This is a genomic window from Pseudomonas acericola (SeqCode) (genome assembly GCF_053456465.1).
The window spans coordinates 106,912-129,257 of the sequence record NZ_JBRFJB010000012.1 but is presented as its reverse complement, the minus strand read 5'-3'; the positions used below and the strand labels follow the sequence as shown (position 1 = coordinate 129,257).

The 22,346-nt window shown below is 63.4% G+C and carries 21 protein-coding genes; 13 read left to right on the top strand and 8 right to left on the bottom strand.

The window, feature by feature from the left end; all coding sequences use genetic code 11:
• Positions 1-115 precede the first annotated feature (115 nt).
• From ACU688_RS27195 to ACU688_RS27165, 7 genes are read left to right on the top strand one after another with little or no spacing between them, the layout of a single operon-like run.
• A complete protein-coding gene (locus tag ACU688_RS27195) occupies positions 116-1,015 on the top strand; it encodes an AMP-binding protein (protein ID WP_448187111.1) in 900 nt (299 codons plus the stop codon).
• Positions 1,012-1,782, top strand: a complete 771-nt coding sequence (locus ACU688_RS27190; RefSeq protein WP_448187110.1) for an ABC transporter ATP-binding protein — start codon at positions 1,012-1,014, stop codon at positions 1,780-1,782. The genes ACU688_RS27195 and ACU688_RS27190 overlap by 4 nt, the downstream gene beginning before the upstream one ends.
• Positions 1,782-2,663, top strand: a complete 882-nt coding sequence (locus ACU688_RS27185; protein ID WP_448187109.1) for a branched-chain amino acid ABC transporter permease — start codon at positions 1,782-1,784, stop codon at positions 2,661-2,663. The genes ACU688_RS27190 and ACU688_RS27185 overlap by 1 nt, the downstream gene beginning before the upstream one ends.
• Positions 2,664-2,667: 4 nt before the next feature.
• Positions 2,668-3,717, top strand: coding sequence for a branched-chain amino acid ABC transporter permease (locus tag ACU688_RS27180; RefSeq protein ID WP_448187108.1), 1,050 nt, complete (start codon positions 2,668-2,670; stop codon positions 3,715-3,717).
• Between the two features lie 19 nt (positions 3,718-3,736).
• Positions 3,737-5,077: an ABC transporter substrate-binding protein gene (locus ACU688_RS27175; RefSeq protein ID WP_448187107.1), complete on the top strand. Its 1,341-nt coding sequence runs from the start codon at positions 3,737-3,739 to the stop codon at positions 5,075-5,077.
• A gap of 3 nt (positions 5,078-5,080) precedes the next feature.
• Positions 5,081-5,848: an ABC transporter ATP-binding protein gene (locus tag ACU688_RS27170; protein ID WP_448187106.1), complete on the top strand. Its 768-nt coding sequence runs from the start codon at positions 5,081-5,083 to the stop codon at positions 5,846-5,848.
• 12 nt (positions 5,849-5,860) lie between these two features.
• Positions 5,861-7,255 carry an FAD/NAD(P)-binding protein gene (locus ACU688_RS27165; protein ID WP_448187105.1) on the top strand — a complete coding sequence of 465 codons (1,395 nt, stop codon included), beginning with the start codon at positions 5,861-5,863 and terminating at the stop codon, positions 7,253-7,255.
• Between the two features lie 42 nt (positions 7,256-7,297).
• Here the strand turns inward: ACU688_RS27165 and ACU688_RS27160 are convergent, their stop codons facing one another.
• The 4 genes from ACU688_RS27160 to ACU688_RS27145 are packed head-to-tail and all read right to left on the bottom strand — an operon-like array spanning position 7,298 to position 11,885.
• Positions 7,298-8,536 (bottom strand): efflux RND transporter periplasmic adaptor subunit, encoded by a 1,239-nt coding sequence (locus ACU688_RS27160; protein ID WP_448187104.1) that lies wholly within the window; start codon positions 8,534-8,536, stop codon positions 7,298-7,300.
• The gene (locus ACU688_RS27155; protein WP_448187103.1) at positions 8,526-9,989 is read right to left on the bottom strand and encodes a TolC family protein; all 1,464 of its coding nucleotides are present in this window, start codon (positions 9,987-9,989) and stop codon (positions 8,526-8,528) included. The genes ACU688_RS27160 and ACU688_RS27155 overlap by 11 nt, the downstream gene beginning before the upstream one ends.
• Positions 9,982-11,181, bottom strand: a complete 1,200-nt coding sequence (locus tag ACU688_RS27150) for an ABC transporter permease (RefSeq protein ID WP_448187102.1) — start codon at positions 11,179-11,181, stop codon at positions 9,982-9,984. The genes ACU688_RS27155 and ACU688_RS27150 overlap by 8 nt, the downstream gene beginning before the upstream one ends.
• Positions 11,178-11,885 carry an ABC transporter ATP-binding protein gene (locus ACU688_RS27145; RefSeq protein WP_448187101.1) on the bottom strand — a complete coding sequence of 236 codons (708 nt, stop codon included), beginning with the start codon at positions 11,883-11,885 and terminating at the stop codon, positions 11,178-11,180. Before ACU688_RS27145 ends, ACU688_RS27150 begins: the two co-directional genes overlap by 4 nt.
• A 358-nt stretch (positions 11,886-12,243) precedes the next feature.
• On the opposite strand from ACU688_RS27145, the gene ACU688_RS27140 reads away from it, so the two are divergent.
• Positions 12,244-13,002 carry a TetR/AcrR family transcriptional regulator gene (locus tag ACU688_RS27140; RefSeq protein ID WP_448187100.1) on the top strand — a complete coding sequence of 253 codons (759 nt, stop codon included), beginning with the start codon at positions 12,244-12,246 and terminating at the stop codon, positions 13,000-13,002.
• Between the two features lie 157 nt (positions 13,003-13,159).
• Here ACU688_RS27140 and ACU688_RS27135 read toward each other — a convergent pair whose 3' ends face one another.
• Positions 13,160-14,221 carry an FUSC family protein gene (locus tag ACU688_RS27135; protein WP_448187099.1) on the bottom strand — a complete coding sequence of 354 codons (1,062 nt, stop codon included), beginning with the start codon at positions 14,219-14,221 and terminating at the stop codon, positions 13,160-13,162.
• 151 nt (positions 14,222-14,372) lie between these two features.
• Positions 14,373-15,989, bottom strand: a complete 1,617-nt coding sequence (locus ACU688_RS27130; RefSeq protein ID WP_448187098.1) for an NADP-dependent glyceraldehyde-3-phosphate dehydrogenase — start codon at positions 15,987-15,989, stop codon at positions 14,373-14,375.
• 127 nt (positions 15,990-16,116) lie between these two features.
• On the opposite strand from ACU688_RS27130, the gene ACU688_RS27125 reads away from it, so the two are divergent.
• The 3 genes from ACU688_RS27125 to ACU688_RS27115 all read left to right on the top strand — a co-directional run bounded on the left by ACU688_RS27125 (position 16,117) and on the right by ACU688_RS27115 (position 19,644).
• Positions 16,117-16,980, top strand: a complete 864-nt coding sequence (locus tag ACU688_RS27125; RefSeq protein WP_448187097.1) for a Dyp-type peroxidase — start codon at positions 16,117-16,119, stop codon at positions 16,978-16,980.
• Between the two features lie 102 nt (positions 16,981-17,082).
• Positions 17,083-18,459, top strand: coding sequence for an MFS transporter (locus tag ACU688_RS27120; protein ID WP_448187096.1), 1,377 nt, complete (start codon positions 17,083-17,085; stop codon positions 18,457-18,459).
• Between the two features lie 57 nt (positions 18,460-18,516).
• Positions 18,517-19,644: an MFS transporter gene (locus tag ACU688_RS27115; protein WP_448187095.1), complete on the top strand. Its 1,128-nt coding sequence runs from the start codon at positions 18,517-18,519 to the stop codon at positions 19,642-19,644.
• Here the strand turns inward: ACU688_RS27115 and ACU688_RS27110 are convergent.
• Together ACU688_RS27110 and ACU688_RS27105 are read right to left on the bottom strand one after the other, a co-directional pair.
• Complete coding sequence (locus ACU688_RS27110) at positions 19,641-20,159, bottom strand: DUF3087 family protein (RefSeq protein WP_448187094.1); 519 nt, start codon at positions 20,157-20,159, stop codon at positions 19,641-19,643. The genes ACU688_RS27115 and ACU688_RS27110 overlap by 4 nt on opposite strands.
• Before the next feature lie 78 nt (positions 20,160-20,237).
• The gene (locus ACU688_RS27105) at positions 20,238-20,474 is read right to left on the bottom strand and encodes a DUF6555 family protein (RefSeq protein WP_448187093.1); all 237 of its coding nucleotides are present in this window, start codon (positions 20,472-20,474) and stop codon (positions 20,238-20,240) included.
• Between the two features lie 120 nt (positions 20,475-20,594).
• Between ACU688_RS27105 and ACU688_RS27100 the strand changes: the two genes are divergently transcribed.
• Both ACU688_RS27100 and ACU688_RS27095 read left to right on the top strand, forming a co-directional pair.
• The gene (locus ACU688_RS27100; protein WP_448187092.1) at positions 20,595-21,422 is read left to right on the top strand and encodes an arylamine N-acetyltransferase family protein; all 828 of its coding nucleotides are present in this window, start codon (positions 20,595-20,597) and stop codon (positions 21,420-21,422) included.
• Between the two features lie 133 nt (positions 21,423-21,555).
• On the top strand, positions 21,556-22,308 hold the full coding sequence (locus ACU688_RS27095) for an outer membrane beta-barrel protein (RefSeq protein WP_448187091.1): 753 nt from the start codon (positions 21,556-21,558) through the stop codon (positions 22,306-22,308).
• Positions 22,309-22,346 lie beyond the last annotated feature (38 nt).

Here is a 22,346-nt window from a genome sequence, read left to right as displayed (position 1 = left end):
AGCAGCTGACCCACCGCCATCGCAGGCAAGCCAGCTCCCACAGTTGATCTTCATTGTTTGATCTATTTCGGCCAGCGGACCACCGCACGCTTGACTACCAATAGGAGTAATCCCTATGAGCGTGCACGAACTGAAACGCCCGCTGGCCCCGGAATGGCCTGCCGAACTGCTCGGCAACCTGCCCAAGGCCCTCGAACAACTGCACCACTGGGCGCAGGTCACCCCGCTGCACACCGCCCTGCGCCACAAGCGCCAGGGCCAGTGGTATGCGTGGCGCTGGATCGACGCCTTGCGTGACGTCGAACGCCTGGCCGATGGTTTGCGCCAGCAGGGTTTCAGCGAGCAGTCGCGGCTGGCCCTCAGCGGTGCATTTGAACCGAACCTGTTGCTGCTGGCCCTGGCCGCCCAAACCGTCGGTGGGCAGGTCGTGACCCTGGCTGATGACCTGGAGCCGGAAGCGGTGCAGCACCATCTATGGCGTATCCGCCCCAGCCATTCTTATGTTCAAGGTCGCCAGAAAAAGCACTGGGCGTCAGCCAATGTGGTGGACTTCGTGCAATTGCTCGGCCCGACCGACCCCGCGCAACACCTCGCCCGCTGGTGGCAACCCGCCGGCGAAACCGCCTTGTGGAGCGAAGAGGGCACCCACTGGCAAGGCGGACTGGCGGTGCTGCTGGAGCAATGGCTCAACACCGGCCACGGCCTTGCTTTCCCCGAAAGCCTGACCTCGGCATCGCGGGATCGCCGTGAAGTCGCGCCCACCGGCCTGCTGTTGTCTGCCGAACGCCTGCAACACCTGGCCGATGAAATCGAAAGCCGCCTCGCTCCCCACGGCACCTGGCGCCGACGCCTGTGCGACTGGGCCATCGCCCACCCGCAAAGCGGCCTGCGGCGCCTGCTGAAAAACCGCGTGCGCAAGCTGCTCGGCTTCCAACGCCTGGCCTACATCTGGCAACCCCTCAAAGCCACCGCTTCACCGGTGTGGCTGGCCGAATTCAAACGGGACATCGCATGAGCCAAGCCATTCTCCAGGTGCGGGATATCTCGCTGTCGTTCAAGGGGGTCAAGGCCATCAATGCTTTGTCCTTCGATGTGGCGCGCGGTGAGATCTGCGCGCTGATCGGGCCCAACGGCGCGGGCAAGAGTTCGTTGCTCAATGTGCTCAATGGGGTGTACCGCTTCGACGCCGGCGAGATCGTCTTCGAAGACCAGCACTTTCACCGTATCGACCCACTGGGCGCAGCGCGCCGGGGCATCGGCCGCACGTTCCAGAACAACGCGCTGTTCAAGAAGATGAGCGTGCTCGACAACATCCTTACCGGCCTGTCGCGGCATCAGCGCAGCAATTTTATCGAACAAGCCCTCGGCTTGCCCCGCGCGCGCCGTGAGGCCGACGCGTTCCGCGTGCGTGCCCAAGGCATTCTCGAATTTCTGGAGCTGCAAGCGCACCGCGATGTGCTGGTGGGCAACCTGTCCTACGGCCTGCAAAAGCGCGTGGAGTTGGGCCGCGCCTTGATTGCCGGGCCCAGCCTGCTGTTGCTCGATGAACCAATGGCCGGGATGAACGCCGAGGAAAAACAGGAAATGGCGCGCTTCGTCGCTGACGTCAACCGCGACCTCGGCACCACCGTGGTGTTGATCGAACACGATATCGGCGTGGTGATGGGCCTGTCCCATCATGTGGTGGTGCTCGACTACGGGCGCAAGGTCGGCGACGGCACGCCTGCCGAAGTGCAAGCCAATCCCGACGTGATCGCGGCTTACCTGGGAGTGGCGCACTGATGACCTTCTTCTTCGAAACCCTGCTCGGCGGCCTGCTCGCCGGCACCATGTACTCGCTGGTCGCCATCGGTTTTGTGCTGATCTACAAGGCCAGCGGCGTGTTCAATTTTGCCCAGGGCGCGATGCTGCTGTTCGCCGCGCTGACCTTCGTCAGCCTGCACGACCAAGGCGTGCCGTTTGCGTTGGCGTTGCTGCTGACGGTGATCGTGATGGTCGTCGGCGCGCTGCTGATCGAACGCCTGGTGCTGCGGCCCTTGGTCAACCGTTCGCAGATCACCTTGTTCATGGCCACGCTGGGCCTGTCGTTCATTATCGAAGGCCTCGCCCAAGGCCTGATGGGCTCGCAGGTGCGCGCGCTGGATTTGGGTATCGATGACGTGCCGCTGTTTGTCGGCCCGCTGATGCTCAGCCAGTTCGACCTGATCGCCGCCGCTGCCGCCGTGGTGCTGGTGACGGTGCTGGCGCTGCTGTTCAACAAGACCCGCATCGGCGTGTCGCTGCGCGCGGTGGCGGATGACACCACGGCGGCGCTGTCCATCGGCATCAACCTCAACCGCATCTGGCAGATCGTCTGGGCGGTGGCGGGCATCGTCGGGCTGGTCGCCGGGCTGCTGTGGGGCGCTCGCCAGGGTGTGCAGTTCTCGCTGTCGCTAGTGGTGCTCAAGGCCTTGCCGGTGTTGATCATCGGCGGCTTTACCTCGATAGGCGGGGCGATTGTCGGCGGGCTGATTGTCGGCGCGGCCGAGAACCTCGCCGAGGTGTATATCGGCCCGCTGATCGGCGGCGGCATCACGCCGTGGTTCGCCTACGTATTGGCTTTGGCCTTCCTGTATATCCGTCCCGCCGGCCTGTTCGGCGAGCGCGCCATCGAGCGAGTCTGAAACCATGTCGATTCCTGTTGCGCAAGAAACCGCGCCCTTGTTGCTGATCCAGCGGCGTATCCCGTGGGGCCTGCTGGGCATGTTGGCACTGGCATTTATCGTGGTGCCGCTGTGGGGCAATGACTATTGGCTGAACGCGATTTTGATCCCGTTCCTGGTGCTGTCCCTGGCCGGATTGGGCCTGAACCTGTTGACCGGCTACACCGGGCAAACCTCGGTGGGCGCGGCCGGGTTCATGGCCGTCGGCGCGTTTGCCACCTACGGGTTTTTGCTGCGCTTGCCGGAGTTGGGCTTGCCGGTGGCACTGCTGGGTGGCGGGATTATCAGCGCGCTGGTCGGGCTGTTGTTTGGCTTGCCCAGTTCGCGGATCAAAGGCTTCTACCTGATGGTCACCACGCTGGCCGCGCAGTTTTTCCTGGAGTGGCTGTTCGTCAAATTCCCCTGGTTCTACAACTACGGTTCCTCCGGGACCATCTCCGCGCCGAAGCTGGCGCTGTTCGGCCATGACCTCAACACCCCGCTGGGCCGCTACCTGCTGACGCTGGTCACGGTGCTGCTGCTGACCTGGACCGCAATCAACCTGGTGCGCAGCCAGGTGGGGCGCAACTGGATGGCGATCCGCGACATGGACACCGCCGCCGCCGTGGTCGGCATCCCGGTGGTGCGCTACAAGCGCCTCGCGTTTGCCGTCAGTTCGTTCTACCTCGGCATCGCCGGTGCGCTGTGGGCCTTTGCCTACCTGGGCACGGCCAGCGCCAGCAGCTTCGATATCAATCGTTCATTCCAGATCCTGTTCATCATCATCATCGGTGGCATGGGCAGCATCGCCGGCAACTTTGTCGGCGCGGCGTTTATCAGTTTGCTGCCGATTTTCCTCAGCCATGCCGGGCAGGCGTTGTTTGGCGGCTCGGTGGATGCGGGGCAGTTGCAGAACCTGCAGAAAATCATCTTTGGCGTGTTGATCATCGTGTTCCTGATCAAGGAACCCGAGGGCTTGATCCGCCTGTTGCACAACCTGCGTGACCGTGTGCGGCAGTGGCCGCTGCGTTTCTAACTTCCCAAGAGAATCTTCCATGCGTGCATCCTTGAAACGTTCCCTGGTCGGCGCTGCGTTTGCGCTGGCCACCCTGGCCGGCGCTGTGCCTCAGGCAATCGCCTCGCCGGACCAGCAATTCATTCCCCTGGCCACCTACCGCGTTGGCGCCTATGCCTCCAGCGGCGTGCAGGTGTGGGCCGGGATGATCGACTACCTGCGCTATATCAACGAGGTCGAAGGCGGCATCAACGGCGTCAAATTGGTCTGGCAGGAATGCGAGACCGAGTGGACGGCGGAGAAGGGCATCGAGTGCTACGAGCGCTTCAAGAACGGCCTGGACGGCGCGCCGGTCGCGGTGTACCAGCCCAACGGCGCACCGGCGGCGTATGCCCTGAGCGAGCGCGCGGAAGTGGACAAGATCCCGCTGATCACCCTCGGTTACGGGCGCACCGAAGCCACCGACGGCACGGTGTTCCCGTACAACTTCCCGGTGATGCTGACCTTCTACAGCGAGGCTTCGACCCTGGTGAACTACATCGCCCAGCGCGAAGGCGGGTTCGACAAGCTCAAGGGCAAGAAGATCGCCACGGTCTACCACGACTCGGCCTACGGTCGCGAAACCCTCGGCCCGCTGAAGCTGCTCGCCGAGAAATACGGCTTTGAAAATATCCAGATCCCGGTGGCCGATCCGGGCAACGAGCAATCCGCACAATGGCGCCAGGTGCGCCAGGCCAACCCGGACTGGGTGTTCCTGCGCACCTGGGGCGTATCGACGCCGGTGGCGGTGAAGACCGCCGCGCGCTTCGGCTTCCCGGTGGACCACATCATCGGCGACATCTGGGCCAGTTCCAGCGAAGACGTGTTGCCCGCCGGTGCCGCCGCCAAAGGCTACCTGGCGCTGACGCCATACCCGGCCGGTGCCGATTTCGAGATCCACAAACGCCTCAAGCAATACATCCTCGACAAGGGCCACAGCGACCTCAAGGACCTGAAAAACTTCGGCAGCGTCTACTACAACTCCGGCCTGGTGAACGCCGCCGTGGCGGTGGAAGCGATCCGCACCGGCCAGGCCAAGTTCGGCAAGCGCCCACTCAATGGCGAAGAAGGCCGTTGGGGCCTGGAGCACCTGAACATCGACGACGCACGCCTCAAGGACATGGGCTACCTGGGCCTGATGCAAAATCTCAAGCTGTCGTGCCGTGACCACGAAGGCGGCGGCTCGGCGCGCGTGCAGCAATGGGACGGCGCCAACTGGACGCTGGTCAGCGAGTGGATTCCTGCCGACCGCGCGCTGTTGCGTCCGCTGATCGATGAAAAATCCGCGGCCTTCGCCAAGGAAAAAGGCCTGACGCCGCGCACCTGCACCGGGGATGAATAAACCATGAGCCAGCCCGCCGCTGAATCCGCCAGCTCGTCGCTGCTGACGGTCAATGACATCGAAGTGATCTACGACGGCGCGATCCTGGCGGTGGCCGGGGTTTCGTTGCAGGTGCCCAAGGGCGCCATCGTCGCCTTGCTCGGCGCCAATGGCGCCGGCAAGAGCACCACGCTCAAGGCGATCTCCGGGCTGGTGCGCGCCGAGCGGGCCGAGGTCAGCCGTGGGCGGATCGAGTACGGCGGGCGCGACCTGGCCGGGGTCGACCCCAGCCAGCGCGTGCGCCAAGGCATGGTCCACGTGTTGGAAGGCCGCCATGTGTTCGGCCAACTGACGGTGGAAGACAACTTGCGCAGCGGCGGCTTTGTACGGCGCCTGAGCCGCAAGGACATGGAACACGACCTGGAACGCATCTACACCTGGTTCCCCCGGCTCAAGACCAAGCGCCACACCCGCGCCGGGCTGACGTCGGGTGGCGAGCAGCAGATGGTCGCCATCGGCCGGGCGCTGATGACCCGTCCTACTTTGGTACTGCTCGATGAGCCGTCGATGGGTTTGGCGCCTATGATCGTGCAGGAGATCTTTGCGATCATCGCCCAGCTCAACCGCGAACAGCAGGTGAGCTTCCTGATCGCCGAGCAGAACATCAACGTCGCGCTGACCTATGCGTCCCACGGCTACGTGCTGGATACTGGCCGCGTGGCCTTGAGTGGCAGCGCCGCCGAGCTGTTGGCGCGGGGCGATTTGCATGACATTTACCTGGGTAAACAGTAAAGGCGAACAGGCATGACTGAATCCATCCGCAACACTGATGTGCTGATCATCGGTGGCGGGCTAAGCGGCACGATGCTCGCGGTGCAGCTGCTGCGGTTGCCGGGCCGGCGGCAGGTCCTGGTGATCGAACCGCGCGCCGAACTGGGCCGTGGCGAGGCCTATAGCGCCGTTGAGCTGGGCCACACGTTGAACGGCAACGCCGCACGCATGAGCGTCGACCCGGACAATGCCGACGACCTGACCCAATGGCTCACCGACTACATCGGCGCCGGGGGGTGGCCGGAGTCTCGCGAGCAATCTGTGCCCATCAGCGAACTGTTCCCGCCGCGCGGGATTTTTGGCTTGTATGCGCAGCAGCGACTGGCCGAGGCCAAGGCGTTGTCGGGCTCCAGCGTCGAGCATGTGCGTGGCGAAGTGGTGGATCTGCAAGTGGAGGACGACGGCGCATTATTGACCCTCGATGATGGCCAGCAACTGCGCGGCACCTTTGCGGTATTGGCCACCGGCATGTTTCCGGCGGCGCGCACGCCACAGACTGAATCCAGTGGCTTGAACGCAGCGGCGGTTGATCCCTGGGACGTGCAGACCATGACGCAACTTGACCCGCAGGCCACGGTGCTGATCATCGGCTCCGGGCTGACCATGGTCGATGCGGTGGTATCGCTGGAACAGGCCGGCCATCGTGGGCCTATCGAGATTTTTTCACGCCATGGCCTGCTGCCCCATGTGCGCCGGCAGCCGCCGGGCTGGGTGGATTTTCTCGCCGAGGACCACAGCCTGCGCAGCCCTCGGCAACTGCTGCGCGAAGTGCGGCGCCAATGCCGGGTGGCGCAAGCGCAGGGCATCGATTGGCAGGCGCCGCTGGACACTGTGCGCGCGCATATCGGTCGGTTGTGGAGCCAGGCCAGCGAACGGGAGAAACGTCAGTTTGTAAGGCATGTGCGGCCCTGGTGGGAAAGCCATCACCACCGCTCACCGCCGTTGAGCGCGCAGTTGGTGGCGCGGTTGCATGAAGAGGGGCGGTTGCGGATTCGGGCGGCGTCGTTCAAGGGCTTGGAACCGTCGGCCGAAGGCGTGAGCATTCGTTTGCGCCATCGCGGCGAACAGGCGATCACGTTGGTTTCGGGAGCTGCGCTGATCAACTCCAGCGGCATCGAATACGACTGGCGCCGCGTGGCCCGGCCATTGCCGCAGCAACTGCTCAAGCGTGGGCTGATCCAGCCCGGGCCTTTGGCGCTGGGGATTGCCGCCGATGCGAGTGGGGCGGTAGTGGATGCGCAGGGGCGGGTCAGCCAGCGGTTGTTTGCCATGGGCCCGCCGTTGCGGGGGCTGTGGTGGGAGAGTACGGCGGTCACGGACGTGGCGCTGCAAGCCAAAGCGCTGGCCTTGAAGCTGACAGAGATCTAAATGTGGGAGCAGGCAAGCCAGCTCCCACAGTTGATCGGTGTTTCAGTTGGAGACCTTCACAAAACCGGGCTTGAGGCCAAACACCTCAACCCCCTGCGCTGTCGCTTGCCCCGTCGTGACCTTGACCCGCTCCACCGGTTTGTCCATCGCCTCGCGATACTCCACTTCGCCCGCGCTGATCGCTTGCGCCGGCACCACCATCGCCTGCGCATTGTTGTAGGTCACGATGGTCAATCGTGCACTCATCCCCAGCCGCACCCGCTGTAACTGCTGCGGCGTGAGTTGGGGAATCGACAGCGTCACCGGAAACTGCGCACTGCCCTGGCTGTCGCTGGTCATCGCCAAGCCGCTGACCACGCTCACCGAGCCGCTGAGCCGCTCGCCATCAAAACCATCCCCCAACACTTCCACCGCCTGGCCCTGATGCAGTCGGTTGATGTCGAGCTCCGAGACCTTGGTGACGATTTTCAAACGCTCGATATTGGCCAGGCCAAACAGCACCTGGCCCTGGCTGACCTTGCTGCCGGCCTGCACCGGGGCGTTGCTGTTCGCGCCGGCTTGCGGGGTGGTGGCACCGGGGGCCGGTACGACGATGCCGGAGAACGGCGCCTTGACCTGGCGGCCTTCCAGCAGTTGGCGCAGGGCCTCGTACTTGACCGTGGCGTTGGTCAGTTCCATATCGGCGATCTGCCGGTATTCGCCCTTGCCTTGGCCGATGGCCTGTTGCAGCTCGCTGCGTGCGGAAGCGAGGTCCAGTTGTTGCTGCTGGGTCTGCTGCTTGAGGTCGTCCAGTTCGTTGCGCGGGATGATGCCGCGCTGGAACAGGTTTTCGCTTTCGGTGAGCTTGCGCTGGGTGTTGCCCGCGCTCATCTCGGCGGTGCGCAGGCTGCGGCGGGCGCGGCTGACGGCGGGGCCGTTGTCCCAGTCCTGCATCTCTTGCACGGTGCGCCGCGCCTTGAGCTGGGCGGACAGGGCGTCGCGCAGCTGCACTTCGAGGGTGGCCGGGTCCATGCGCAGCAGCACCTGGCCGGCCTCGACCCGCTGGCCTTGCTCCACCAGGTTGGCCTGCACGTTGCCGTCGAACGGCGCGGTGAGGGTGATGGTGGTGTCGGGCTCGATCTTGCCCACCAAACCGATCTGGTGCACCAGCGCATCGGGCTGCACGGCCAGCCACTGTTCGCTGGAGGCTGGGCTTTGGGCCGGGCTGCGCAGGGCGAATCCGGCGGCGGCCACCAGCAGGATCAACAGCGCGCCGATCAGGCGTTTGCGGTTAGTAGTCATTGAGGGCGATTTCCCAGCTTTCCAGCGTCATGCCCAGGGTCAAGTCGAGTTGGGTCTGGGCGTTCAGATAAGCGATCAGCGCGTTGAGCTGGGCGTTTTCGGCGTTGCGTAAATCGCTCTCGAAACTCAGCACCTGGAAGTTGGTGGAGCGCCCGGCGCTGAGTTTTTCCCGTTCGATGTCGATCTTGCGCCGCGACAGTTCCACGGCACGCTGGGAGATTTCATATTGGCGCCAGCGCGTGCCGAGGTCGCGCACCACATCGTTGACGCTGCGTTCCAGTTCCTGGCGTGCGTCGGTGATGCGGATCTCCTGGTCCTGCACATTCACCCGCGCGCGCACTTCGGCCTGGCGCGTGCTGATGTCGCCGATGGGGATCTGCACCTGCACGCCGGCGTAGCTGTCCCAGGTGCGGTTGTTGCCGCTGCCGCTGTCATTGTTGTAGGTGTCGCGCAGTTGGTTCGCGCCGGCCACCAGGTCCACTTGCCAGCGCCCGGAGTCCTTGGCGATCACCAGGTTGAGGTCGGCCTGCTGGCTGCCGAGCAGGGCGGCGAGGTATTCCGGTTGCTGGTTCTGCGCCAGGTTGAAGGCTTGGCGTTTGTCGATCTGCATGGGCTTGGCCTCCAGGGCTTCGGTGGCGCGAATCGGCGTGGACAGGTCCAGCGCCAGCAGGCGCAGCAGGGCCAGGCGGCTGCTGTCGAGCTGGTTCTGCGCTTCTTCCACGCCCAGTTGTTGGGTGGCGATATCGGCTTCGGTCTGCACGATTTCAAACTCGGCCATGCGCCCTGCGGCGATCAGTGCCTTGTTCACCTCCAGCAACGTGCCGGAGCGTTTCAGGGCGTCCTGCACGATGCTCAGTTGCTCTTGGGCGCGCAGCAGTTCGCGGTAGGTGGCGATGATCTGGCTGATGGTTTGCGCCACGGTGGCCTTGAGGTTGAGGCGGTTGGCCTGCTCCGACAGGCGCGACAGGCGCAGCGGCGCGGTGGTGGCGTCCCAGCCGGCGCCGCGCATCAGCGGCTGGATGATCGCCAGGTCGAGGCCATCGCTGCGGTAGCGGCCGGCACGGTTGGCGGTGTTCAGTTGTTGGGTCCAGCCCATGCTTAGGCGCGTGCCGTATTCGCCGAGCAGGCTGGTGGCCGGCGCGAGGTTGGCGTTGCGTGCGTTGTCGGCGGTGCCCCGGGTGCCGCGGTAGTAGCTGTTGAGGGTGAGCTTGGGGTTGAAGGTGTCTTCGGCAACGCGCAGGTCGAACTTCTGCGCCACCCGTTGCAGGTACGCGCTGCGGATCGCCGGGTTGTTGCGCAGGCCCAGGTACACCGCGTCGCCGAGGGTCACGCTGGTAGTCTGGGCGTTCAGCGAGACGCTGCGGCTGCTGCTGGGTGCCGAAGGGTTGATCACGATGTCGGCGGCCGCACACGGCAGGCTCAACAGCGCCATTAACAGCAGGCCCTTATTCATCGCGCAAGGCCTCCACCGGCTGCAACCGGGACGCCGAGACCGCCGGGTAGATGCCGAAGAACAGCCCCACCAGCAGCGTGCTGCCGACCCCGAGGGGTAGGGCGGCAACCGCGAGGGTAAACGCCCAGCCCGACAGCCACGCGTAGAGCCAGGCGGCAGTCATGCCGAGTACCGCGCCGCAGGCGGCACCCACGGCGGTGAGGGTCACGGCTTCGAGCAGGAACAGGTTGCGGATATCCCGCTGGCGCGCGCCGAGGGCCATGCGGATGCCGATCTCGCGGCGCCGTTCCGAGACGTTCATCAGCATCACGTTCATCACGCCGACGCCGCCGCCCACCAGGGAAATCGCGCCGAGGGCCAGCAGCAGGTACGCGAAGGTGCGGCTTTGCCGGGTCATGCCGTCGATCATTTGCTGGGGCACCTGGATGTCCACGGTGTGGTCGGTGAGTTGGCGTTGCAGGACGGCGCTGGCGGCTTTGGCCATGGCCTCCATGTCCTGGCCGGGGGCGGCGCGGATCACCACGTTGCCGATCTGCGGGTTGGCGTAGATGCGCTGCATGCCCTCGGCGGGGATAAACAGCGATTCATCGCCCTGCACCGGCATCAACAGCGCGCGGGGCTGGCTGTACAGGATGCCGACGATGAGGAACAGATAGTCGTTGATGCGCAGCCGTTCCCCCAGTTTCAGCGGGTCGCCGGGTGCGCTCAGGGCTTGGGCGAGTTGGCCGCCGATCACTGCGAAGGTTTCGTTGGCGTCGAAGTCCGACAGGAAGCGGCCTTCACGCAGGCTCAGGCGCATGGCGTCCTGGATGTCCGGTGTGCTGCCGACGATGTTGGCGTTGGTGGTGCGGCCATGGAACACCACCGGCCCGCTGAACAGGCTGAGCGCGCCGATATGGGCGATGCCCGGCACGGCCTGGCGCACGGCGTCGAGGTCCAGGTGCGTGCGCATGGGGCTGCTGCTGCCTGGCTTGGTGGGGAACTGCGCGACCAGGGTGTCGGTGCCCATGTCCTTGAAGATCAATGCGGCGTCCACCGCCGCGTTGTGGCCGATGTTGATCAGTGCCACCACCGAGGAGCTGCCGATGACGATGCCCAGCAGCGCCAGCACCGAGCGTTTGCCCAGGGTGCGTAGGCTGACGAACGCTTCATGCAGCAGTTGGCTCAGGCTCTGCTCGACCCGCAGGCTCATGGGCGCGGGGCCTCTTGCACCGCGCCGTTGCGCACGAGGATCTTGCGGTCCAGGCGCGCGGCGATCTGCGCGTCGTGGGTGACGATGATCAGGGTCACGTGCTGGTCGCGGTTGAGGGCCAGGAGCAGGTCCATGATGTCCTGGGCGGTGCTGCTGTCGAGGTTGCCGGTGGGTTCGTCGGCAAGGATCACCGAGGGGTTGCCCACCAGCGCACGGGCGATGGCCACGCGTTGGCGCTGGCCGCCGGAGAGGTCGGCGGGGCGGTGGTGGGCGCGCTCGGCCAGGCCGACTTGTTCGAGCATGCGCAGGGCCTGCTCTACCGATTCGTGGCGCGAGATGCCGCGATAGCTCAGGGGCAGGGCCACGTTGTCCAGCGCACTGAGGCGCGGCAGCAGGTTAAAGCTCTGGAACACAAAGCCGATCTGCTGGTTGCGGATCGCCGCCAGTTCATCGGGGCTGGCGCTGAAGATATCGTGCCCAGCGAAGTGGTACTGGCCGCAGTTGGGCAAGTCCAGCAGGCCGAGGATATTGAGTAGGGTGCTTTTGCCGGAACCGGAGGCGCCGAGGATGCCGCAGCTGTCGCCACGGGCGATGGCCAGGCTGACGTCGTTGAGAATGGACAGGTGTTGCCCGGCCAACTGATAGCGTTTGCCGATGCCTTGCAGGGAGATCAAGCCTGGGTGCGCGGGGGTATCTGTCATCATGACTACGCCTTCAGTCTCGCCGCTGCCGCCATGCCCCCGGTAAAGCCTTGTAACAAGTTCGGGAGCTGCCTGGTGCGCGTCACGGACTGGTTTTTAGTTCTTGTTTTTAAAATATTGTTTGAATAGTAACTGCGTTCAACCTGCTTCGCCAGCCATCGTTGTAGAGCGTTTTTACCCTTTGAAACGATTCATCTGAGGGGTATTCCGGGCCGGGAAAAAACCTCTGACTCGCCGTCATACGCCTATCCACAAGGGCTTTGCATAATATGGCGGTGTGTCACTACTTGCTTTCGGCCAGCCGCCCCGGTATAAAAAATCAAATTATTTTTTAAAACAATATTTCCGTCGTGGAACTCTTATGGTCGCGAAGAAACTCAGCGCTCCAAACGTTACCAAAACTCGATTGCTGGATGCGACTGAGGCCCTCTTCATCAAGTACGGATACGACGCGGTTTTGTTGCGGCAGATTACCGAGCGTGCCCAGGTCAACCTGGCGGCGGTGAACTACCACTTCGGGGACAAGGATTCCCTGATGAAAACCCTGCTGATGCAGCGCCTGGAGCCGCTCAACGAGCAGCGCCTGGAATTGCTGGCGCGGTGTGAAGCCGAATCCGACGGCCCCCTCGACTGCGACACTTTGCTCGGCGTGCTATTTGCCCCGGCCATGGGCCTGGAGCGCAGTGACCCGGCAAGCGCCAGTGGGGAAGGGCGTTCCTTTATCCGCTTTCTCGGCCGTGTGTACAGCGACACCTCGCCGTTTATCCAGGAATACCTCAAGGTGCATTACCAGCCGGTATTCCAGCGCTTTTTCGAAGCTTTTGCCCTGGCCCTACCGGACTTGCCGCGCAACGAACTGGGCGTACGCCTGCAGTTTGCCCTCAAGGCGATTTCCGGGGTGATGGCCGGCACTGAACTGCGCCTGCTGATGAACTCCATGAGCCTGGGCCGCCCGGCGACGGATGCCGAGGTGATGGCCAAGTTGATCACCCTGGTGTCGGCGGCGATTCGCGTGCCGCAGCAGAGCCCTGAGGCGGAAACCGCATTGGCGCGGGTGCTGGATACCCAGCGCGCAATTCGTGAACAAGCGGCGGCGCCGGCCGCCAAGGCTTCGCGTTAAGGCAAATCCGAGGCAAAAAAAAGCCCGCTGGGGCGGCGGGCTTGATATGCAACATTTGTAACGGATGAGGCTTCACACTACGGCTCGAGATGTGAATAAAGCGTGAAAACTTTGTAAGGCAAAGTGTGAAAATGTAAATGTTTCGGATTTTGCCGATTCAGATTTTCCAGTGCCCTGCGGTCTTGGCCAGGCGCTGGCGCATGCCGTCCACGTTTTGCGCCAATTGCAGCGTCAACAATCGATACCCGTCCAGGGCGCTGTACACCGGTGCGTCCAACGCGGGTTCGGTCCCAGCGCCATGGCTTGGCCGCTCCAGCCGTTCGGTCACCCCCGACTTCAACGCCCGTGCCATCCCCACCAGTTGCACCCGAATCTGCCGATGCTCGGCTTTCAGCATGATTTGCATCCGCGCCATCGCTTGTTCATCCCGAGGATCTGGCCGGGTGTTGCCGAGAATCTCCAGGGTGCTGATGCACAGGCGCAGATGGCGCTGGATCGCATCCAGCTCCGTCATGGAAATCCGCACTTCCTTGGATACCGACGGCATCAGCGAGCGCAATTGCAGCATCGCCGCGTTCAGGCGGTTAAGCAGTTTGAAATGCTCATCATCGGTGACTGACCGGCCGCTGATAATCCGGCTATAAATCTCGGCACAGTCCCGCAACGCACTGGCCAGGTTATAGCGCCACGAATACACCGCATACAGCGGCAGGGCGAACGAGAAGGCCAGTGCCAGCACGATACCGATAAGGATATCCACCGTGCGCCACAACCCGTCCGACACTGGATTGTCCCCATGCCCGGCGACGATAAACACCGTGATCGCCGACAGCAGCGCGATGTACCCACCCTTGCCGATGGCGTGATAGGAAAAGAACCCGCACACCACCGACATCAGCAAGTAGGTCAGCAACGGCTGGCCGAGCCAGGCCTGTTGCAGCACCAACAGCAAGCCGACGCTGGCGCCGATCAAGGTGCCGTAGGCGCGCTCCACGGCTTTCTTGCCGATATTGCCGTGGTGCTGCAAACCGCCGATCACGATGAGCATGGTCACCGATGCCCATTCACCGTGGGGCAGGTTGATGCCGGTGGTCAGCAGGATCGTCGCCAGCAAGCCGATGGACACGCGCACGGCGTGGATCAGTTTGGCGTGGCGATAGCGGCGATACGGGTCGAGCAGTGGGCGCAGCAGGCGCCGGGCGAAGAGGGGCAGGTTCATCGGTGGTAAAGGGGCCTCAGTAGTCAGGATTAACGCGGTCCAAATGTGGGAGCGGGCTTGCTCGCGAATGCGGTGGATCCGCCAGTACATTTGTCACTGATAGACCGCATTCGCGAGCAAGCCCGCTCCCACATTTTTGTACGGCGTGGTGTCAGAAAATATAGTCGGTGGTTAAAAAGCTGGAGTCACGGTTTTTCAGGATATCGCTGACCAACGCCTTGTTGCTCTCCTGGAACTTGGTCGCCACCAACGTGCGAATCGAGAACACGCGCAACGCGTCATGCACCGACAGCGTGCCCTCGGCCGAGTTCTTGCGCCCGTTGAACGGGAACGTGTCCGGCCCGCGCTGGCACTGGGCGTTGATATTGATACGGCCGACCTGGTTGGCGAAGGTGTCCACCAGCTTGCCGACGGCCTCGGGATTGGTGCCGAAGATGCTCAGTTGCTGGCCGAAATCCGAATCCAGCACGTAGTCGATCACGGTCTCCAGGTCGCGGTAAGGCACGATCGGCACCACCGGGCCGAACTGTTCTTCGTGGTACACGCGCATCTGCGGGTTCACCGGGTACAGCACCGCCGGGTAGAAGAACGAGCCGCGACTTTCGCCGCCATGGGCGTTCACCACCTGGGCGCCGTGTTGCGCGGCATCGGCCACCAGGCCGTTGAGGTAATCGACCTTGCCGGCCTCCGGCAGCGGCGTCAGCGACACGCCGTCTTCCCACGGCATGCCGGGTTTGAGGCTGGTCAGCTTCTGGTTGAATTTCTCGATGAAGCTATCAACCACGTCTTCATGCACAAAGAGGATTTTCAACGCGGTGCAACGCTGGCCGTTGAACGACAGGGAACCGGTGACGGCCTCGCTCACGGCATTGTCCAGGTCCACCTCGGGCAACACGATGCCAGGGTTTTTTGCATCCAGGCCCAGGGCCGCGCGCAGACGGTGTGGTTTTGGGTGCAGCTTCTTCAAGTCGCTGGCGGCCTTGTTGGTGCCGATAAACGCAAAGATGTCGATCTTGCCGCTGGCCATCAGCGCACTGACCGTTTCGCGGCCGCTGCCGTAGATCACGTTGATCACTCCGGCCGGGAAGCTGTCGCGGAACGCTTCCAGCAAGGGGCGGATCAACAACACGCCGAGCTTGGCCGGCTTGAACACCACGGTGTTGCCCATGATCAGCGCCGGGATCAGCGTGGTGAACGTCTCGTTCAGCGGGTAGTTGTAGGGGCCCATGCACAGCGCCACGCCCAGGGGTACGCGGCGGATCTGGCCGAGGGTGTCCTGCTCCAGCTCGAAGCGGCTGGAGCGGCGGTCGAGTTCCTTGAGGGCGTTGATGGTGTCGGTGATGTAGTCGCAGGTGCGGTCGAATTCTTTCTGCGAGTCCTTGAGGTTCTTGCCGATTTCCCACATCAGCAGCTTGACCACGGCGTCGCGCTGTTCGCGCATGCGTCGTAAAAAGGCTTCGACATGCCGGATGCGGTCGACCACACGCATTGTCGGCCACTCGCCTTGGCCACGGTTGTAGGCACGCACGGCGGCGTCGAGGGCGGTGAGGGCGGTGTCGGCATCCAGCAGCGGCGTGCTGCCGATGTGTACGCGCTTGTCACCGAGCTGCACCGGGCTTTGCACTTGGGCCAATGGGCCGTTCCACACCTGCAACTGGCCATCGACCAGGTAATCACGCTGTTCAATGGGCGCCGCCAGGCGGTATTGCTCGGGAATATCGTTGGCGGTGGCGGGAAACAGCTCGTCGAGCAGGTTGCTGGTGGTCATGTCGCTACCCCTGGAATAGTTGCAAAACATGACTAGAGAGTCACCCAACACAGGGCTCTGTGGCAAGGCTTGCGCGCTTTCTTGTACGCCTGCGGGTAAACTGCGCGGCTTTCTTGAAGGAGTTCACATGAGTCAGTACCAGCCGGGCATTCTTGCCGCACCGGTGCCATTGCAGGCACGCCATCTGTTTTTCGCCGTGGATTCCCTGGCCGCCGTGCCCGCTGCGCTTGATGCGCTGGTGCAGTTGACGGATGCGCAGGTGGTGGTCGGTTTCGGTGAGCCGCTGGTCAACGCGTTGGACGTACAGATCGACGGCTTGCGCAGCTTCCCGACTGTCAGCGGCCCGGGTGCGCACAACCCGTCCACCCAGCAGGCGTTGTGGGTGTGGTTGCACGGCGTTGACCGTGGCGAACTGCTGTTGCGCAGCCGCGCCTTTGAAAAGGCCTTGGCCCCGGCGTTCAGCCTGGTGCAGATGACCGAAGGCTTCCGCTACAAGACCGGCTTCGACCTCACCGACTACGAAGACGGCACCGAAAATCCCCACGACGACGCCGCCGTCGAAGCCGCCCTGACCGACAGCGGCGCCAGCTTCGCCGCGATCCAGCAATGGCAGCACGACCTCGACGGCTTCGCCGCGTTGCCGGCGCAGGAGCGTGATCACATCATCGGCCGTCGCCATGGCGACAACGAAGAACTCGACGACGCCCCGGAATCCGCCCACGTCAAACGCACCGCCCAGGAAAGCTTCACCCCGGAAGCCTTCGTGGTGCGCCGCTCGATGCCATGGGCCGAGAACGGTCAGGCCGGGTTGATGTTTCTCGCGTTCGGGCATTCCTTCGATGCGTTCGAAGCGCAACTGCGCCGCATGAGTGGCTTGGAAGACGGCATTGTCGATGGCCTGTACCGCATCAGCATGCCGCTGACCGGTGGTTATTACTGGTGCCCGCCGGTTCAGGCCGGGCGGTTGGATTTGACTGCGCTGGCGCGTTGATTGGCGCTGAACATGAAAATCCTGACAGCTAGGTAATCAGCCGCTGAAAAAACTCCGTGCGGCCCGTACTCTAGAGGCCTTTTCCACCTGCGCGGAGTGTTCATGTCTGTTGTTGCCGATGGGCTGCCCCTCAATAAACGCCTGCCGGCCGTGATCGCGATCTCCCTGGGGATCGGCATGGCGACCCTGGACACGGCCATCGTCAACACGGCGTTGCCGACACTGGCCGAGGGCATTGGCACTGACTCGGCCTCGGTGATCTGGGTGGTCAACGCCTATCAACTGGCGATCATTGCCACGGTGCTGCCCTTTGCGTCGCTGAGCGAGGTGTTGGGGCATCGCCGCGTGTACCTCGGCGGGTTGCTGTTGTTTATCGTCTCGTCGCTGTTCTGCGGGCTGGCCGGCTCGCTGGAAACCCTCACCGCCGCGCGGGTGGTGCAGGGGCTCGGGGCGGCGGCAATCATGAGCGTGAACACCGCGTTGCTGCGGCATATCTACCCATCCCGCATGCTGGGGCGTGGCCTGGGCTACAACTCGCTGGTGGTGGGGTTGGCGTTTACCCTTGGGCCGACGGCCGCGTCGGCGATCCTGGCGGTGACCACCTGGCACTGGTTGTACCTGATCAATGTGCCGCTGGGGGTGTTGGCCCTGGCCTTGGGTCTGCGTTCGTTGCCGACCCTGCCGATGACCGGGCACGCGTTTGACCGACTGGCGGCGGTGCTGTGTGCCGGGTTGTTCGCCCTGCTGGTATTGGGCCTGGGCACGGCGGTGCATGGTGCCCAGGGCGCGCTGACCCTGGGCTTGATCGCGGTGGCGTTGCTGTGCGGCGCCTTGCTGCTGCGCCGTCAGGCCGGTCACCCGGCGCCAATGCTGGCGGTGGACCTGTTCAAGCGGCCGGTGTTTGCCTTGTCGTCCCTCACCGCGATTTGCGCGTTCAGTGCCCAGGGCCTGGCGTTTGTGTCGCTGCCGTTTCTGTTGCAGGCAGTGCTTGGCCATAGTCAGGTGGAAACCGGTTTTCTGATGACGCCGTGGCCGGCTGTCGTGGCGGTGATGGCGCTGGTGGCGGGGCGCCTGGCTGATCGCGTGTCGTTGGGGGCGTTGTGCGGCATTGGACTGTTGATGCTGAGCCTGGGCATGGCGGCGCTGGCCAGCCTGGGCAATGAAGCGTCGGCCGTGGACATTGGCTGGCGCATGGCTTTGTGTGGTGCCGGTTTTGGTTTCTTCCAGTCGCCCAACCTCAAGGCCATCATGACCAGCGCGCCGCTCGCCCGCAGTGGCGGGGCCAGTGGCATCGTGGCGATCTCTCGGTTGCTGGGGCAGACGCTGGGGGCGTCGCTGGTGGCGCTGTGTTTCCACCTGTTCGCCGACAGCGGCCCGCAAACTGCGTTGTGGCTGGGCTGCGTGTTTGCGTTGGTGGGCGCCGTGGCCAGCGTGTTGCGTTTGCTGCCCTATGGAAAAAAGCCCACCAGGCCGTTGTAAAACACGCGGGGGGAGGGCTAACGTGGCGACCTGAATGTTTCGGGATGTTTCAGATTTATGACCGCCCTGGCCCAACGCACTGCTGACACCCAATCCCGCTGCGCTGCGCTGACCCTGGCTTTATGCCTGCCCAGCGATGTGCTGCTGTACCTGCTGCTGCCGATGGAATCCCAGGCCTTCGGCATCACGCTGGCCCAGGCCGGGGTATTGCTGGCGGCCAACCGTCTGGTGCGAATTTTCGGCTACCGCCATGTGCTGAATTTCTACGCACGCAACGGCGACCGCCTGACCTGCATGATCGCCGCCGGCGCCGCGACGCTGTGTGCCTTGGGCAACTCGATGCTGTCGGGCTTTGCCGCATTGCTGGGGTTGCGGTTGGTCTGGGGCCTGTGTTTTGCCGCGTTGAACCTGTCCACCCAAGTGCTGGCGACCTCGGAACCCGCAGGCGCCGCACGCCGGGCCGGACGCTCACGGGCAGTGATCGCCCTCGGGCCGATGCTTGCGCTGCCGCTGGGCGGTTGGCTGACGTTATGGGCCGGGCCGCGCCCGATCTTTCTGATCCTCGCCGGTTGCTGCCTGGTGGGCCTGTGGGTGGCGCGCGGCTTGCCCGTCGCCGGCCATGATCTGCACAGCAGCGGGCGCCGCTTCAAGTGGCCCGACAGTGTGGCGCTGTGGTCGTTTATCGAAGGCGTGGCGTTGGATGGGCTGTTTATCTTTGGCCTGTCGATCCAGGCGCAGAAGATTCTTGGCGGCGATGCGGTATTGATCGCCGGCGGATTGATGGCGCTGCGTTATGTCTCGGAAATGCTCCTGAGCCCCTTGGGTGGGCGTGCGGCCCAGCGTTTCGGCGCGACCTCGATGTTGCTGCTGTTCTCGTTTATGAGTGCCCTGGCCCTGACCGCGTTTGCCAGCTACTGGGTGATCGTCGGTGCGGCGGCGGTGTTGGTGTTGCGTGCGCTGCAACTGCCGCTGGTGACCACCCTGGTGGCCGAACGCAACCCCGGTGCGATGCGGGTGTCGGCGCTGGCCTCGAACGCGGTGTGGCGGGATATCGGTGCGGGCCTTGGGCCATTGTTGGCGGGGTTGTTGCTGCCGGTGGCGTCGGCGCCGCTGGTGTTCGGCCTGGCCGGCGCCGCGATTGCCGTGAGTGCGTTGTTCTGCTGGCGCGCCGGTCGGGTCGCTTAATGGCGCAGTTGTTCCAGCCACGCCGGATCAAGGCGTGTCTGTTCGGTGTCGATGCCCAGCGCCTGCATTTTCGCCTTGTGCGCCTCGACCTCGCTGAGGAGATGCGCCTGGGCGCTGGAGTTGGCGTCGAGGGCATGCATCTGCGTCAGTCCCAAGTGGTAAAAACGCAGCAGCTTGATCGCCGTCGGGTCGTTGGCTTGTACGCCCTCGGTGACCTTGTGCATCACATTGGTCACGCTCATCAGGCTGCGCTTGAGCTGCCAGCCATACACCGCTGGCGCCAGCCACGGCTGGGTCCAGAACGGGCCGCGCACCAGGGCCAGGGTGATCAGCACGCCGGCAAATACGCCGCCGACATTGAAGCGGAAGTTGTCACCGCCCGGTTCGCCGAACAGCATCACCGCCAGGCTCGACAGCAACATCGCCAGTGCCAGGAACACCACCGCGACGATCAGCGTGCTGCGGCGGGTTTGGCGGCGGTAGGTGACAGGGTCGCAGGGTTTGAGCTCGAACATCCGGGGCGGTCTCCAGTGGCGTAGGCGCGCATCTTCGCACATCGCACATAAAGAGCCCCGCTTCGGCGGGGCTTTTAGTTACTTGGGTGCGGTCCACGTCACTTCGGTGACGCCGAATTTCTCCGCCCAGGGCCGGGTGGTCTTTTTCACTTGCTCATGACCGACGCGGCCGATGCGGCTTACGTGGGCAATGTCGGCGTCCACTGCCGCCCAATGCCAGGCCTCGGCGTTGTTCATCACTTCGGCGCGTACCACAAAGGACTTCGGTTGACCGTGTAGTTGGTAGTGGATGGTGTAGATTTTTGCGCTACTCATGTTGCCTCCCTGTGTTGTTATAAATGGATAGGGCGGCGTTCAAAAAGGTTCATTCAAAATGACAATCTGCATGTCGGCGCGGCATAGTGTCGCCTCTGTACTGTGCCCAAGGATTGCGCCATGCCCGACCTGACCCATCGCCAGCTTTACTTGCAACGCCTGGGCTACGACACGCCGCCTGCACCCACCCTGCAAACCCTGCGCGACCTGCAACTGCGCCATGTGTGCACCTTTGCCTTTGAAAGCCTGTCCACCTTGCTGCACCTGCCGGTGCCCATCGACCTGGCCAGTGTCGAGCGCAAAGTGCTGCTCGATGGGCGAGGGGGTTATTGCTACGAGCTGAACCAGATGTTCCTGGCCCTGTTGCAGGAACTCGGTTTTGATGCGCGGGGCATTACTGGTCGGGTGGTGATGGGCGGGCCGGCGGATGCACGCACGGCACGCACCCATCGCTTGAGCCTGGTGACCCTGGACGGGGTGCGCTACATCACCGACGTCGGCTTTGGTGGCATGGTGCCCAGCGGCCCGTTGCGGTTGGACAGCGAGGCGGATCAGGCCACGGCTCACGAATTCTATCGCCTGACGCACAACGCGGACGAAAGCTACACGTTATGGGCTGAAGTCGCCGGGGAGTGGCGTGGGTTGTATGTGTTCGACCTGCAAGAGCAGGCGGATATCGACTATGAGATTGGCAACTGGTACGTGTCCACGCATCCGGGTTCGCCGTTTCTCGGCCAGTTGAAAGTCGCGCGGTTGGCGGCGGGCAAACGCTACACGTTGAACAACGCCCACTACGCAGTCCACCACCTGGATCGGCCCAGTGAAAAACACACGATTAAACAGGCCGATGAACTCCTGGCGCTGCTCAGGGAAACCTTTGGGATTCGCTTGCCGGAGGACGGGTCGTTGGTCGAGAAAGTTAATGGCTTAATAATGGCATCTAGCTAGAAATATCGAGATAGAGCCATCGCTGAACCGTTTTATCTCTTTGTCTGCGCAAATGAATGCGAACCTTTTTCCTACATTTAGGCTCGAAGCGGTTCCGGAGTAATTTGCTCACCAGACAAGGAGCTGTAAAACGATGTCCAAGCTATTCGGAACATTCCTCAAGAACACCTCGGTATTTGCGCTAGTCGCAGCGCCTGCCATGGTGTTCGCCGCACCGCCTACGGGGCCGATTTCTACCTTCGGTATCCTGGGCGCCTATAACGACTTCAAGCTCGAAGGCGGCAGCCAAAGTGACAAGGACAACCTGCCCGAAGCGGGCCTGTTCTATAACTTCGGCAACAAGCTCACCGCTGAGTCCGGCTTTATCTACCAGGCGGGCGTTACCGCCAAGTACGGCAAAAAGAGCGACAACAAACTAAAAGATGGCCAGGCCGACCTGGACCTCGGCTGGCGTGCCGCGCTGGATGCGCGCAACTCGGTCGATGTGATTGCAGGCGGCGGCTACAGCTGGACCCGCTACGAGCTGGACTCCAACAACGAAGACCTGGAGCTCACCAGCAAATCGCCCTTCGCCAAGGCCGCCCTGGGCTACAACCACCAGTTCGATGACATGACCCTGCGCGTCGAAGCCGGCGCCCGCCGCACCCTCGACAGTCGCGCCAAGATCAAGGTAGCCGGCCTGGGCAGCGACACCGTGGACCTCAAGGACCGCACCAACCCATACGCCGAAGTCAGCCTGTTGATGAACCAGAAGGGTGACCTGCCTGTGGTTGCGGGTCTGTACTACACCCGCACTGAGTACAAGCTGGATGAAGATTCCGAGGTGGCGGATAACACCAGGCTCAAGCGGGATGAGTATGGGGTGAAGGTCGGTATCGCGTTCTGACGCCAGCACCGATGCAACTGATCTACCGCAATCGCAGG